Here is a 14,965-nt window from a genome sequence, read left to right on the forward strand (position 1 = left end):
CCAAGCGGAACGCTGTACACCGCTGACGGGCGTCGATCCTTGCACGGGACGCCCGAGGTTGCGCAACCCCTCCGTTACCGATGGGTAGTCATGTCCCTTTTGCTGGGAGGAGTCGGGCGGTGACGGATCGACAAATCGTCACTGGGTGTCCGGTATCGGCAGCGGACGCTTCTCGATAGCCGCCGCCATCACCTCGGGGAAGAGGTCGGGCGTGCAGGCGAAGGCCGGTGCGCCGAGACCGGCGAGCGCTGCGGCGTGCTCCCGGTCGTAGGCGGGCGCCCCCTCGTCGGACAGCGCCAGCAGCGTCACGAACTGCACCCCCGACGCCTTCATCGCCGCCACCCGCTTGAGCATCTCGTTGCGTATCCCTCCCTCGTAGAGGTCGCTGATCAGGACCACCACCGTCTCGGTGGGCCGGGTGATCTGCGACTGGCAGTACGCCAGCGCACGGTTGATGTCCGTGCCGCCCCCGAGCTGGGTGCCGAACAGGACGTCGACCGGGTCGTCCAGCTGGTCGGTGAGGTCCACGACGGCCGTGTCGAAGACGACGAGCCGGGTGCTGATGGACCGCATGGACGCCAGCACCGCGCCGAACACCGAGGCGTAGACGACGGACGCCGCCATCGACCCCGACTGGTCGATGCAGAGGACGACCTCCTTCTTCACCGAACGGGACGCCCGGCCGTAGCCGACGAGCCGTTCCGGCACGATCGTCCGGTACTCCGGGAGGTAGTGCTTGAGGTTGGCGGCGATGGTGCGGTTCCAGTCGATGTCGTGGTGGCGCGGCCGGGTCACGCGGGCGCTGCGGTCGAGGGCACCGGTGAGCGTGGCCCGGGTGCGGGTGGCGAGCCGCTTCTCCAGGTCCTCGACGACCTTGCGCACCACGGCCCGTGCCGTTTCCTTCGTCGTCTCCGGCATCGCCCGGTTCAGCGACAGCAGTGTGCCGACGAGGTGCACGTCGGCCTCGACCGCCTCGAGCATCTCCGGCTCCAGCAGCAGCGTGGCCAGGCCGAGCCGGTCGATGGCGTCCCGCTGCATGACCTGGACGACGGAGGACGGGAAGTAGGTCCGGATGTCCCCCAGCCAGCGCGCCACGGACGGAGCCGACGCACCGAGCCCCGCCGCACGCTCCCGCCCGCCGCGCTGCTTGTCGCCCTTGCCGTAGAGGGCGGCGAGCGCACCGTCCATCGCGGCGTCCCGTCCGGACAGCGCGCACCCGGTGCCGTCGGCCGCCTCACCGCCGAGCACCAGCCGCCAGCGCCTGAGCCGCTCCTGCGCCGGATCCACCCGCTCGGCCGTCATGCCTCCACCCCCACCAGCTCATCGTCCTCGGCGTGCTGCCGCGCGCCTTGGCCGTCCGTCGAAGGACCCTCGTGCGGGTCCAGGCCCAGCAGCAGCCGCACCACCGGCACGACCGCGTCGGCCCGCCCGGTGTCGAGGCCGGCGCCGAAGCCGGGTACGCCGGCCCCCGTCGCCGCCGCGCCCCCGGGACCCGCGGGTCCGCGCCGGACCAGCTCGCCCAGCGTGCGGCGCACTCCCGGCTCGTACGCCGAGAACGTCCGCCGCAGCAGCGGGAGCACGTCCGTGAACGCGTCCGCCGGCACACCGGTCAGCCAGGCGTCGACCAGGCCCAGCAGCCGTTCGTCGTGGACGAGCAGCATGCCGCCGGAGCCGCCGCCGACGAAGCCCTCGATCCATGCGGCGGCGTCCGCCGGCGGTGTGCCCGGGGACAGCACCAGGCCCATCAGCCGAGCCGTCTCCTCGGGCGTGAGCTCCCCGTCGTCCAGCAGGAGCCGCACGGCCCGGCCCCGGATCACGCCGGGCACCGTGTCCCGTCCCGACAGCACCCGCAGCACCGACCGCCAGCGGGTCCGCAGCTCACCGTGGCCCGGCGCGGGGTCGTCGCCCAGCAGCGCCACCGCGCCGTGCACGGCGTCGACATGGCGTCGCATCTCCTCGGCGGCCTCCGCGTCCAGTGCGGCGCACGCCGGCGGCAGGCCGACGAACACCCGCCCGGCGAGGCCCGCGGCGACCTCGGCCAGCGCCCCGGTGTCCGTGCCGCGCACGTCGCCGTAGCGCAGGGAGCGGACCAGGGCGGGGAGGGCCCGGGCGAGGTGGCCGACGTCCGCGTCCAGCGCGGCCCGGTCGGCCAGGACGCGCATCACGGTGGGCAGCGCGTCCGGCAGTTCGGCCAGCAGGCAGCGCTCGGCCAGCGCGGTGACCTCCGCGAGGCCCTGCGCGGCGACGGCGTCCGCCTCGGCCTTGGCGGTCGCGGCGGCGAGCACGGTCGTGCCCCACACCCCGGCCTCGGCGACCCGCACCGACAGCTCCGGCTCCCAGCGCAGCCGCCAGGTCTCCCGGAAGGTGCCCGTGCTGCCGCGCGAGGCGGCCGGTTCGCCCCAGTCGATGCCGAGCAGGCGCAGCCGGTGCAGCAGTCTGCTGCGCCCGGCGTCGGTCTCCTTGCGCAGGTCGAGTTCCAGCTCCCGCTCCAGCGCCTCGGGCTTGAGCCGCAGCCTGCGCCGGAGCCGCGCGAGGTCCCGCTGCAACGGCACCGCCGGGGCGTCGTCCGGCACCTCGCCCAGCACGTCCCCGACGACCAGCCGGTCGCGCACCAGCGCCAGCGGCACGTCCGAGCCGTCGCACATCACCGCCCGCACGGCGTCGATGGTCTCGGTCAGCCCGGGCAGCGGGCGGCCGCGCATGGCGGCGAGCGTCCCGGCCAGCCGCACCGCCTCGATGACATGGGCGGAGGACACGATCCGGTCCTCCTCCCGCAGCAGGCCGGCCACCTTCGTCAGCCACCGCTCGACCGGGCGGTCCGGAGCGCTGAACAGATGCCCGTACCAGCCCGGGGAGGTGATGCCCGCGCCGTAGCCGCTCGCCCGGGACAGGCGGCGGTGCGTCCACGGCACCCAGGTCATGTCCGTCCTGACCTTGGGCAGGCCCTTCAGCAGCGCCCGGTCGGCGGCGACGGTGGTCTTCCGGCGCAGCGCGGGCACGTGCCAGGCCCCGCACACCACGGCCACGCCGTCGGCGAACTCCCGCTGCGCCGCCCGCACCTGGAGCCGCATGTACGCCTCGCGGACCGGGTCCCGGTCGTGTCCGCCGTCGCCGAACTCCTCCCGTAGCGCCCCCATCGCCTCCTCCAGCACCGCGAACGGCGCGAGCGGGTCCCCCTTCCCCGCGCCGCGGTGCTCGACCACGTCCTCCCACCACCGCTCCGGGTCGTCGTACCCGGCGGCGTCGGCGAGCGCGGCCAGCGGGTCGACCCGGACGTCGCAGGAGGAGACGTCGGAGGGTCCGGTGGAGGGGTCGTCGGCGGGGGCCGCGGAAGGGTCGTCGGAGGGGCGGGCGGCGGGGACTGCGGAGGGGTCGGCACAGGCGTCCGGTGTCTCCCAGGCGAGGGTGTGCGCGGCCGGCAGGTCGATGAAGCGGGCCGGCACCCGGTGCTCCAGCGCCCAGCGGAGGGCGACCCACTCCGGGGAGAACTCGGCCAGCGGCCAGAACGCCGACCGGCTCGGCTCGTCCACGGCATGGGCGAGGAGGGCGACCGGCGGCCGGAGACCCTCGTTCGCGGCAAGCGGGATCAGGGCGTCGCCCTCCGGCGGCCCCTCGATCAGCACCGCCGCGGGGCGGGCCGCGTCCAGGGCCGCCCGGACCGCCCGCGCCGACCCGGGCCCGTGGTGGCGGACGCCGAGCAGCAGCGGCCGCACCGCCGCTCCCCCGCCGCCCGGCCTGTCACTGACCGCCACGTCGTCCCCTCCCCCTGCGGGTCCACGTCGAGTCGTCCTCGTCCCCATTACGGCGCCCCGCCACCGGACGGCCCGTGGCATGACGCTCCTGACGGTGACTCACGCGCTCACCTCCCGGCAGGCGCGGTAGAAGTCGGTCCAGCCGTCGCGCTCGCGGACGACCGTCTCCAGGTACTCCTGCCAGATCACCCGGTCGGCCGCCGGATCGCGGACGACGGCGCCGAGGATGCCCGCGGCGACGTCGCCGGGGCGCAGCACCCCGTCCCCGAAGTGGGCGGCGAGCGCCAGGCCGTTGGTGACGACGGAAATCGCCTCGGCCGTCGACAGGGTGCCGCTCGGCGTCTTCAGCTTCGTCCGGCCGTCGGTCGTGACCCCGTCGCGCAGCTCCCGGAAGACGGTGACGACGCGGCGGATCTCGTCGATGCCGTCGGGCGCGGCCGGCAGATCGAGGGAGCGGCCGATCTGGTCCACGCGCCGGGAGACGATGTCGACCTCCGCCTCGGAGCTCTCGGGCAGCGGCAGCACCACGGTGTTGAAGCGGCGGCGCAGGGCGCTGGACAGGTCGTTGACACCGCGGTCGCGGTCGTTGGCCGTGGCGATCAGGTTGAAGCCGCGGACCGCCTGCACCTCCTGGCCCAGCTCCGGTATCGGCAGCGTCTTCTCCGACAGGATCGTGATGAGCGTGTCCTGCACGTCGGCCGGGATGCGTGTCAGTTCCTCGACCCGGGCGGTCATGCCCTGCGCCATGGCCCGCATGACGGGGCTGGGCACGAGCGCGTCCCGGCTGGGGCCGTGGGCGAGCAGCTGCGCGTAGTTCCAGCCGTAGCGGATGGCCTCCTCCGGGGTGCCCGCGGTGCCCTGCACCAGCAGCGTCGAGTCGCCGCTGACCGCCGCGGCCAGGTGCTCGGACACCCAGGTCTTGGCGGTGCCCGGGACGCCCAGCAGGAGCAGGGCGCGGTCGGTGGCCAGCGTCGTCACGGCGACCTCGACGATGCGGCGGGGTCCCACGTACTTCGGTGTGATCACCGTGCCGTCCGGGAGGGTGCCGCCGAGCAGGTACAGGGCGACGGCCCAGGGGGACAGCTTCCAGCGGGCCGGGCGCGGCCGGTCGTCCTGGGCGGCCAGCGCGGCCAGCTCCGCCGCGAAGGCGTCCTCGGCGTGCGGACGCAATGCCTCCGTCTGCTCCACGGGCGGTTCGACGGACGTCGGTTCAACGGACACGGACATGGCTCGGTCCCCCTCCAGCTCGGGCCGGTTCGGATCTGTCACCAACCGTGCACCACACCACTGACAATCGCTCTGACCTGTGCAAACGCGCTCGCAGGGTCGATTGTCAGTGGTGGGACCTACCTTCGACGGCATGACTTCGCAGGGGGTGCGCTGGACGGCGGACCAGGTGCTGGCACTGGCGCCTGACGCCGCGTCACGCAAAGCGGGAAGCAAACTCGGCACGGCCGGGCCGTGGTCCGAGACGGGGAGCCTGGACGAGGGGACGGTGTGGGGGCTGTGCAAGGGCAGCGGCAGCAAGCCGTATCAGACGGTCGTCGACCTGGCGGACGCCTCGGGACCGGCGTACAAGTGCACCTGTCCGAGCCGTAAGTTCCCGTGCAAGCACGCCCTCGGACTGCTGCTGCTCTGGGCCGAGGGGCCCACCGCGGTCCCCGGGGGTCGGACACCGCCCGACTGGGCGGAGCAGTGGACGGCGGCGCGCCGCGAGCGCGCGGAGGAGAAGCGGTCGGGCTCGGCCTCCCACGGCTCCGCGCCGGCCGACCCGGAGGCGGCGCGGCGCAGGGCGGAGCGCCGCGCCGAGCGCATCACGGCCGGGGCCACGGAGCTGGAGCAGCGCCTGGCCGACCTGCTGCGCGGCGGCCTGGCCGGCGCGGAGCAGGCCGGGTACGGCGTGTGGGAGGAGACGGCGGCCCGGATGGTCGACGCCCAGGCGTCCGGACTGGCCGCCCGTGTCCGGGAGCTGGGCGCGATCCCGTCCTCCGGCCCCGGCTGGCCGGTGCGGCTCCTGGAGGAGTGCGCCCTGCTCCACCTCCTCGTCCAGGGCTGGCTGCGCCGCGAGCGCCTGCCCGCCGGCCTCGCGGCGACCGTCCGCTCCCGCGTCGGCCTGCCCACGGAGCCGGACGGCCCGCCCGTCCGGGACAGCTGGCTGGTCCTCGCCCAGTACGACACGGCGGACACCCGCCTGACCACCCGCCGCATCTGGCTGTACGGCGCCGAGTCGCACCGCACGGCGCTGCTGCTCTCCTACGGCGCCGCCGGCCGCGCCCCGGACCTCGCGCTGCCGGTGGGCCTGGCGCTGGACACCGAGGTCCTGCCCCACCCGGGCGCGGCCCGGCAACGGGTGTCGCTGGGCCGCCAGTTCGCCGCCCCCGCGCCGACGCCGGCCCGCCCACCGGGCATGACCACGTCCCAGGCCGTCGCGCGGTACGGCGCGGCCCTGCGCGAGGACCCATGGCTGGACTCCGTCCCCGTCACCCTCGACCGGGTCGTACCGGCCCCGGACGGCGACTCCTGGCAACTGGCCGACGCCGACGAGGACACGGCCCTGCCCCTGACGCCCTCAGCCTGCAACCGTCCGGGCCTGTGGCGTCTCGTCGCCCTCTCGGGCGGCGCCCCGGTCACGGTCTTCGGCGAATGCGGCCACCGCGGCTTCACGCCCCTCACCGCCTGGCCGACGGGACCGGGCGCCGCGGTGCCGCTGTGCTGACCACGGAAAGGAACGGCATGCTCACGACCCCCTCGCCCTGGGAGGACCTCGTCACCTCGGCCCTGCTCGGCACGGACCGCCGCACGCCCGCGGGCTGCGCTCCCGGCCCTCACGCGCCGAAGGCGCTGCTGGACGCGGCGGCGCTGGAGACCCTCCGTCGCCGCTCCGGGCTGCGCCCCGCCCGCCCGGCCGACCGGCCTCGGCCGGCCCCCGAGGACCGGCGCCCGCCGCTGCCGCCCGCCGCTGCCCGCAGACTGGCGACGCTGCTCACCGACCGCGCCGGCGGCTCCGGAAACGGCCGCAGAGGCACGACCCCTGACCTGATGGAACTGCTCCCCCAGTGGCTGGCGACCGCCAACACTCGCGGTTACGCGGCTCCGCCCGAGCTGCTGCCCGCCTTGCTGGACGCGGCGCGCGGACGGACGGACCTGCGTCCGGCGGCCCTCGCCTTCGCCGGGCCGCGCGCCCTGTGGCTGGCCCGGCTGAACCCTGAGTGGCGGTTCGCGCTCCGCGCCGTCCCGGGCGGCGACGGCGCGCTGCCCCGGCCCGAGGACACCGCCGCGGTGCACCGGCTCTGGCAGGAGGGGCTGTTCGCGGAACGGGTCGCCCTGTTGTCGTCCCTGCGCTCCCGCGACCCGGCGGCCGGCCGGGAACTGCTCGCCACGACCTGGGCGACGGAGCGGGCGGAGGACCGGCTGATGTTCCTCGACTCCCTCCGGGCGGGCCTGGGCCCGGACGACGAGCCGTTCCTGGAACAGGCCCTGGCCGACCGCAGCCGCAACGTCCGCTCGACGGCGGCGGAGCTGCTGTCCGCGCTGCCCGGTTCGGCCCTCGCCGCCCGGATGGCCGCGCGGGCGGGGACCTGTGTGTCCGTCGACCGCACCGGAGCGACGCCGACGATCGTCGTGGAGGCACCGCACGAGTGCGACGCGTCGATGGAACGGGACGGCGTCGTGGCGAAGCCGCCGGCCGGCCGGGGCGAGCGCTCCTGGTGGCTGGGTCAGCTGGTGGAGGCGGCTCCGCTCGACACCTGGCCGTCCCGCCTGGGCGGACGCTCCCCCGACCGCATCGTCGCGCTGCCGGTGGCGGACGACTGGCAGGGCGAGCTGCACGCGGCGTGGTGCCGGGCCGCGGTACGGCAGCGTGACGCCGTGTGGGCGAGGGCACTGCTCGGCGCGCCGACGGCACCGGAGGCCGGCGGGCCGGGTGCGGTGTCCCTGGCCGAGCGGGCCAAGCTGCTCGGCACGCTGGCCCCGGAGGAGCGGGCCGAGTGGGTCGCCGGGTTCATCGCGACGCACGGGCTGTCGGAGGCGTTCCAGTTGCTGGGGGTGTGCGAGGTGCCGTGGGCGGCGCCGCTCGGGAGGGCTGTGGTGGACGCGCTCGACATCGCCCGCGACGGGGGCAGTTACCCGTGGAGCTTCAGCGGGGTGATGGGCCTGGCGGAGCGCTGCCTCGATCCGTCGGAGGCGGCCCGCCTCGACGGCCTGCTGGCGATACCCGACGAGCGGGAGGACACGTCGCCGGGGGCGGGCGGTTACTGGGCGGAGGCGTTCCAACGGCTGGTCACGACGTTGCGGTTGCGCGCGGCGATGACGGAGGAACTGGCCTAGGCGTCGTGCCTCCGGCGGTCACTGCGGGAGGCACGACCGCCCGCGGACTGCGGCGCCCGGCCCGGACTTTGGGCCGGGCGCCGCGAGCTGCCGGCCGGGCTAGGCCCCCGCGGGCTGCCGCGCGTTCTCCCGGACCCAGTCCACGATCGACGCCGTCGTGGCGCCCGGCGTGAAGATCTCCGCGACGCCCTTCTCCTTGAGCAGAGGAATGTCCGCCTCGGGGATGATCCCGCCACCGAACACCAGGATGTCCGCCGCGTCCCGCTCCTTCAGCAGCTCGATCACGGCTGCGAACAGCGTGTTGTGCGCCCCGGAGAGGATGGACAGCCCGATCGCGTCGGCGTCCTCCTGGATCGCGGTGTCCACGATCTGTTCGGGTGTCTGGTGGAGCCCGGTGTAGATGACCTCCATACCGGCGTCGCGCAGCGCCCGCGCGATCACCTTGGCCCCGCGATCGTGGCCGTCGAGCCCCGGCTTGGCCACCACCACGCGGATCGGACCGGCTGCCACACCCATCACTGCCTCCATGAAGCGACTACATCCATCCGTACCGACAAGGACCGCGCCGAAAACACCGCGCCCGGCCCGTCCCGGGGAAGTGAACGAACGTTATCTCCAGCATCCCGCAACCGGCAGTTTCGCGGTGCATACCGAGGGGGAAATCACACGGTGGGACACGCGTACGGAGAGCCGCACTCGGCGATCGCCCACCGGGGGCACAGGAAGCGCGGAGCGCCACCGCCGCCCGCCCGGCCCCCGCACCACCTCCAGCTCACCACTGACCGTGCCGATTCCGGCACCCACCGTCGATCGCTTGTGTCACAGCTCTCCCTGAGGGCACACGGACAACACAGGCGTTGCTCCGCGTGCCGACAGGAGGTCGGCCATGAAGGTCACCAGGGCAATCCACCCCTTTCTCCCGCTCTGCCGGCGTCTCCTGCCGGGCCTGCCCCCACTGCCGAACCCACTCCCGAACCTCTCGGCGCTCCCCGGCATCCCGGGGCTCCCGCCGCTTCCAGCCGTGCCGGCCCTCTCCGCGCTCCCCCTGCTCTCCGCGCTGCCCCTGCCCTCCATCCCCTCCACGCTGTCCGTCCCCTCCGCCCTGCCACTCCCGTCCGGCAGGCTCCCCGGCCTCTCCCTGACCCTCCTCAAGGCCACGGCCCTGGAGATCGCGATCCTCGCGGGGCATCTGTTCCTCTACCCCTCGGGCATCACCCAGGAGCGCCCGGACGCCCCCGTCGCCGTACCTCCGCCCGCCCGCACGCCCGCGGACCCGGACCCGCAGGACCCGCAGCTCACCGCGGAGACGCGGACGTCGACGGGGACGGGGCCGGAGACCGGGACGGACGCGGAGACCTCGCTGGTCGCGCCCGCGCCCCGGCTGCCGGTACACCCCCAGGACAACACCCACCCCCCGGTCGTCCTGCTGCACGGCTTCATCGACAACCGCTCCGTCTTCGTCTTCCTCCGCCGCAGCCTCGCCCAGGACGGCCGACGCCAGGTCGTGTCGCTCAACTACTCACCGCTGACCTGCGACATACGCACCGCGGCCGAGCTGCTCGGCCGGCACATCGAGGAGATCTGCGGCCGCACGGGCAGCGAACAGGTCGACATCGTCGGCCACAGCCTCGGCGGGCTGATCGGCCGCTACTACGCGCAGCGGCTCGGCGGTGACCACCGGGTCCGGACCCTCGTGACACTCGGCACGCCGCACACGGGCACCCGGGTGGTGCCCCTGGCCAACGCGCACCCCATCGTGCGCCAGATGCGCCCCGGCTCACCGGTGCTCGAGGAGCTGGCCCTGCCCGCCCCCGGCTGCCGTACGCAGTTCGTCAGCTTCTGGAGCGACCTGGACCGCGTGATGGACCCCATCGAGACGGCCTGCCTTCACCACCCCGACCTGACCGTGCAGAACGTGCAGGTGACCGGCATCGGCCATCTCGCCCTGCCCGTTCACCCGGCCGTCGCCACGGGCATCCGGCAGGCCCTGGACGCGGCCGCGGCCGACGCCGCCACCACGGAAAACGCCGGTGGCCTGACCGTCGCCTGACACCGAACCGGGCGCGGAGCACCACCCGGGGCGCCTTCACTCACCGGCCACGAAGTCGAACATCTGTCGAACACAAAGCCAAGGTCACACCCGCAGTCCCCCAAATCACGGCCGATTGCCCGTTTCCTGCGCGCGTGAAACCTGCCGAAGATTGTCGTGCCCGCGTACCGCCGGGTACAGTCGCCGCACTGCTCTGGCAGCCCCTGTTGTCGAGGCGAAAGAGAAGTTGGTGAACGACCGTCACCCGTCGGGGACCATGACGCCCCCGGCCTCGGCTTCCGACGCCGCCTCCGCCCCCTACGGGCCGTACGGCACCCAGGAAGCCCACTACGGCGACTTCACCACGTACGGCGGCTACGACACCACCGGTTTTGCCACCGGCGTCCCGTCCGCCACGTCCTTCGAGAGCGACCCGCTCTTCGGCAGCCTCCCTGGTCAGGGCGCCGACACGTACGAGACGACGCACGCGGCGCAGACGGCGCAGCCGGGACACGCGGCGCACTACGACGGCACCGGCTCGTACGACACCACCCAGTGGCCGACCGGCACCCACGAGACCCTGACCTCGGGCAGCCACCAGACGCTGACGTACGACTCCTACGGGACCCAGCACCCCCAGCACCACACCGCGTACGACGCCTCGGGGCAGGCCACCGGCGCCTACGACACCGGCGCCTGGACCGCCGAGTACCAGCAGGTGCCCCTCGTCCCCACGCAGGCCACCGCCCCGGACACGTCCGGCCAGTGGGACGCCACCGCCTGGCTCCAGCCGGACCAGCAGGGCAACCCCGCCGACCAGACCCAGCAGTGGGCCTGGGACACCCGGACCTTCGAGACCGGAACGTTCGACACCGGCGCCCTCGACGCGACCCAGTGGAACTCGGACGGCGCGACCGAGCAGGACACGCCCTGGAACTCGGAGGGCGCCACCGAACAGGACACGCCCTGGAACTCGGAGGGCGCCACCGAACACGACACGCCCGCGCCGGCCCCGGCCTCCGCGGACGGCGAGCCGACGGACACCGGCGAACTCCCCATGGTCACCGGCCCGCTGCTGCTCGACGGCCAGGAAGAGACGGGCACCGGCGACACCACCGCCGACGGCGCCACGGCACCGGCCCCCCGCCCGGCGCGCTCCTCCCGCTCCCGCCGGCGCCAACCGGCCAAGCGGTCGGCGCTGCTGACCATCGCGGTGCCCTCGGCCTGTGTGGTGGGTGTCGCCGGTATCGCCGCCGCCTCCGTCGGCACCCTGGGCGGCGAGGAGAGCACCGACGCCGCGGCGTCCGCCCCCGACAAGCAGCCGGTGAAACCATCCGCCGCCAACAACAAGCTGGACACGCAGCTCGCCAGCCTGTCCGCCGGGGCCAACGACTTCGCCGACCGGGCCAGCCGCACCCAGGAGCGCATCGACCTCAAGGCGCAGCAGGCGGCCGAGAGGAAACGCGCGGCGGAGGAGGCGGCCCGCAAGGAGCGGCTCCGCCCCAAGTTCGCGCTGCCGGTCGCCCAGCACGGACTCAGCGCCTACTACGGCCAGTCCGGCATCAACTGGATGTCGGTCCACTCGGGCATCGACTTCCCCGTGTCGTACGGCACGACGGTGATGGCCGCGACCGACGGCACGGTCCGTACGCAGTACAACAGCGCGTACGGCAACATGATGATCGTGACCGCGAAGGACGGCACGGAGACGTGGTACTGCCACCTCTCCAGCTACCGCGTCCCCTCGGGTACGGCCGTCAAGGCCGGTGACCCGATCGCCTACTCCGGCAACTCGGGCAACTCCACCGGGCCGCACCTGCACTTCGAGGTGCGGCCGGCGGGCGGTTCGGCGATCGACCCGCTGTCCTGGCTGCGCAGCCACGGCCTCGACCCGACCTGACCCGGCCGCCCCGCCCCGGCGCCCCTCCCCTTCGTCGGGGCGCCGGAGGGGTCCGTGTCAGAGCTTCTCCACCGGCGCGTACCGCAGCAGCAGCCGCTTGGGCTTGGTGTCCCCGAAGTCGATCGTCGCCTCGGCGTTGGCGCCGGTGCCCTTGACCGCGACCACCGTTCCCAGTCCGAACTGGTCGTGCGTGACCCGGTCGCCGACCGCGAGGGCGACCGTCGGCTTCTCGCCGGCCCGGCGGGTGGCGAAGCCCGATCCGCCGGACGCCGACGAACGCGACCGCGACGACGACAGCGAGGCCGCCACGCCCGACACCGGCCCGGCGGATGCGTAGGACGACGCGCCCGCGCCCGTCCGCTTCCAGGCGACATGGGCCGCCGGGATCTCCTCCAGGAAACGCGACGGCGGGTTGTACGAGGGCTGTCCCCAGGCGCTGCGCATCGTGGACCGGGTGAGATACAGCCGCTCGCGGGCGCGTGTGATGCCGACGTAGGCCAGCCGCCGCTCCTCCTCCAGCTCCTTGGTCTGGCCGAGGGCGCGCATGTGCGGGAAGACGCCGTCCTCCATGCCGGTGAGGAAGACGACCGGGAACTCCAGGCCCTTGGCGGTGTGCAGCGTCATCAGCGTGACGACGCCGTCGCCGTCCTCCTCGTCGGGGATCTGGTCGGAGTCGGCGACGAGGGCGACCTGCTCCAGGAAGTCGGCCAGCGTGCCGGCCTCGCCCTCGGCCCGCTCCTGCTCGAACTCCAGGGCGACGGCGGCGAGTTCCTGGAGGTTCTCGATCCGGGTCTCGTCCTGCGGGTCGGTGGACGCCTGCAACTCGGCCAGGTACCCGGTGCGTTCGAGGACGGCTTCCAGCACGGTCGCCGGTCCGGCGCCGGACTCCACGATCGTACGGAGGTCCTCCATCAGCGTGTTGAACCGCTTCACGGCGTTCACCGACCGGGCGGCCATGCCGTACGCCTCGTCGACCCGCTTCAGCGCCTGCGGGAAGCCGATCTTCTCGCGCTGGGCGAGGGCGTCGATCATGGCTTCCGCCCGGTCGCCGATGCCCCGCTTCGGCACGTTCAGGATGCGCCGCAGCGGTACCGAGTCCTCCGGGTTGGCCAGCACCCGCAGGTAGGCCAGGACGTCCCGGACCTCCTTGCGCTCGTAGAAGCGGACGCCGCCGACGACCTTGTAGGGCAGGCCGACGCGGATGAAGACCTCTTCGAAGACACGGGACTGGGCGTTGGTGCGGTAGAAGACGGCGACATCGCCGGCCTTCGCCTCGCCCGCGTCGGTGAGGCGGTCGATCTCGTCGGCGACGAACTGGGCCTCGTCGTGCTCGGTGTCGGCGACGTACCCGGTGATCTGCGAGCCGGAGCCCTGGTTGGTCCACAGGTTCTTGGGGCGGCGGGACTCGTTGCGCTCGATGACGGCGTTGGCGGCGCTGAGGATGGTCTGCGTGGAGCGGTAGTTCTGCTCCAGCAGGATCGTCGTCGCGTCCGGGTAGTCCTCCTCGAACTGGAGGATGTTGCGGATGGTGGCGCCGCGGAAGGCGTAGATCGACTGGTCGGCGTCGCCCACCACGCACAGTTCGGCGGGCGGGATCTCGGCCTCGGGCGGCACGTCGACGGGGTGCTCGGAGGTGCCGACCAGCTCGCGGACCAGGGCGTACTGGGCGTGGTTGGTGTCCTGGTACTCGTCGACCAGGACATGCCGGAAGCGGCGGCGGTAGTGCTCGGCGACGTCCGGGAAGGCGCGGAGCAGATGGACCGTCGTCATGATCAGGTCGTCGAAGTCGAGCGCGTTGGCCTCGCGCAGCCGCGACTGGTACAGCGCGTAGGCCTGGGCGAGGGTCTTCTCGAAGCCGTCGGTGGCCTGGGCGGCGAAGTCCTCCTCGTCGATCAGCTCGTTCTTCAGGTTCGAGATCTTGGCGCTGAAGGACTTCGGCGGGAACCGCTTGGGGTCCAGGTCGAGATCGCGGCAGACCAGCGCCATCAGGCGCTTGGAGTCGGCGGCGTCGTAGATCGAGAACGAGGACGTGAAGCCGAGCTTCTTCGACTCCCGGCGCAGGATGCGCACGCACGCGCTGTGGAAGGTCATCACCCACATCGCGTTGGCGCGCGGTCCGACGAGCTGCTCGACGCGCTCCTTCATCTCGCCCGCGGCCTTGTTGGTGAAGGTGATCGCGAGGATCTGGCCGGGGTGGACGCCGCGCTCGGCCAGCAGGTGGGCGATGCGGTGGGTGAGGACGCGGGTCTTGCCGGAGCCGGCGCCGGCCACGATGAGCAGCGGGGAGCCGGAGTGCACCACCGCGGCGCGCTGGTTGTCGTTCAGCCCCTCCAGCAGCGCGGCGGTGTCCACCACCGGGCGCGGGGCGCCGTCGCGGTAGTAGGAGTCGCGGTCCGGCGGCGCGTCGAACTTCCCCCCGAACAGATCGTCCGGGATCGACTCCGGAGCGTGATCGTCCTCGGGTGGTGGCGGTGGTTCCTCCTCGTGGCCGCGGGGGGCCTGGAGGCTCGCCAGGAAGCTGTCGTCAAAGAGGCTGCTCATCGCTCTACGAGTCTAGGGCGCCCCACCGACAACCCGAGGCCGCCTCGGAAAATGGCCGAAGCCCGCACAGGCGCCCCGGCGACCCGGCGACGGCACGGCCGGGGAACTCGCCGTCACCCGCCATCACTCGCCGTGCACCTCCGGCCGTAGGTCACGAAAATGTATCGGGCATATCACCCACCAACCTTCACATCTGCCACACGAGTTGGCTACGGTGCGGGCAGGCCGCACGACCCCCACCGGCGAACGTCGCCGGGCCGCGCGGCCTCCGCCGAGTCCGTCGCGCCCGCGAGGCGCCGGAGCCGGGGACCCGACCGAGACCATGGGGTGAATCGGCCCACACGCCCGTGAGCGGCGGGCCGCAGGGCAGACCTTCCGGACACCACCCAGCGCCACCGCCCGACCCTCCCCCAGAGC

The 14,965-nt window shown here is 73.6% G+C and carries 9 protein-coding genes; 4 read left to right on the forward strand and 5 right to left on the reverse strand.

All coding sequences use genetic code 11. From position 1 onward, the window contains the following. Positions 1-138: 138 nt before the first annotated feature. The 3 genes from ACZ45Q_RS02580 to ACZ45Q_RS02590 are packed head-to-tail and all read right to left on the reverse strand — an operon-like array spanning position 139 to position 4,979. Complete coding sequence (locus ACZ45Q_RS02580) at positions 139-1,302, reverse strand: VWA domain-containing protein (protein ID WP_468253947.1); 1,164 nt, start codon at positions 1,300-1,302, stop codon at positions 139-141. After that, positions 1,299-3,800, reverse strand: a complete 2,502-nt coding sequence (locus ACZ45Q_RS02585) for a DUF5682 family protein (RefSeq protein WP_468253948.1) — start codon at positions 3,798-3,800, stop codon at positions 1,299-1,301. The genes ACZ45Q_RS02580 and ACZ45Q_RS02585 overlap by 4 nt, the downstream gene beginning before the upstream one ends. Before the next feature lie 51 nt (positions 3,801-3,851). Next, positions 3,852-4,979, reverse strand: a complete 1,128-nt coding sequence (locus ACZ45Q_RS02590) for an ATP-binding protein (RefSeq protein ID WP_468253949.1) — start codon at positions 4,977-4,979, stop codon at positions 3,852-3,854. Positions 4,980-5,112: 133 nt separating this feature from the next. On the opposite strand from ACZ45Q_RS02590, the gene ACZ45Q_RS02595 reads away from it, so the two are divergent. After that, on the forward strand, positions 5,113-6,468 hold the full coding sequence (locus tag ACZ45Q_RS02595) for an SWIM zinc finger family protein (protein ID WP_468253950.1): 1,356 nt from the start codon (positions 5,113-5,115) through the stop codon (positions 6,466-6,468). Between the two features lie 17 nt (positions 6,469-6,485). Then, the gene (locus ACZ45Q_RS02600; protein WP_468253951.1) at positions 6,486-8,078 is read left to right on the forward strand and encodes a DUF5691 domain-containing protein; all 1,593 of its coding nucleotides are present in this window, start codon (positions 6,486-6,488) and stop codon (positions 8,076-8,078) included. A gap of 99 nt (positions 8,079-8,177) precedes the next feature. Here the strand turns inward: ACZ45Q_RS02600 and ACZ45Q_RS02605 are convergent, their stop codons facing one another. Then, positions 8,178-8,594, reverse strand: a complete 417-nt coding sequence (locus tag ACZ45Q_RS02605; protein ID WP_468253953.1) for a cobalamin B12-binding domain-containing protein — start codon at positions 8,592-8,594, stop codon at positions 8,178-8,180. A gap of 370 nt (positions 8,595-8,964) precedes the next feature. Here ACZ45Q_RS02605 and ACZ45Q_RS02610 point away from each other — a divergent pair, with 370 nt between their 5' ends. Continuing rightward, entirely contained in the window at positions 8,965-10,128 is a 1,164-nt protein-coding gene (locus tag ACZ45Q_RS02610; RefSeq protein ID WP_468253954.1) for an esterase/lipase family protein, read from the forward strand. Positions 10,129-10,357: 229 nt separating this feature from the next. Further along, positions 10,358-12,007: a M23 family metallopeptidase gene (locus ACZ45Q_RS02615; RefSeq protein WP_468253955.1), complete on the forward strand. Its 1,650-nt coding sequence runs from the start codon at positions 10,358-10,360 to the stop codon at positions 12,005-12,007. A 57-nt stretch (positions 12,008-12,064) separates the two neighbouring features. On the opposite strand, the gene pcrA is transcribed toward ACZ45Q_RS02615, so the two are convergent. Then, positions 12,065-14,548 (reverse strand): DNA helicase PcrA, encoded by a 2,484-nt coding sequence (gene pcrA, locus ACZ45Q_RS02620; protein WP_468253957.1) that lies wholly within the window; start codon positions 14,546-14,548, stop codon positions 12,065-12,067. Positions 14,549-14,965: the final 417 nt, after the last annotated feature.

Source organism: Streptomyces sp. NPDC031049, assembly GCF_055571015.1.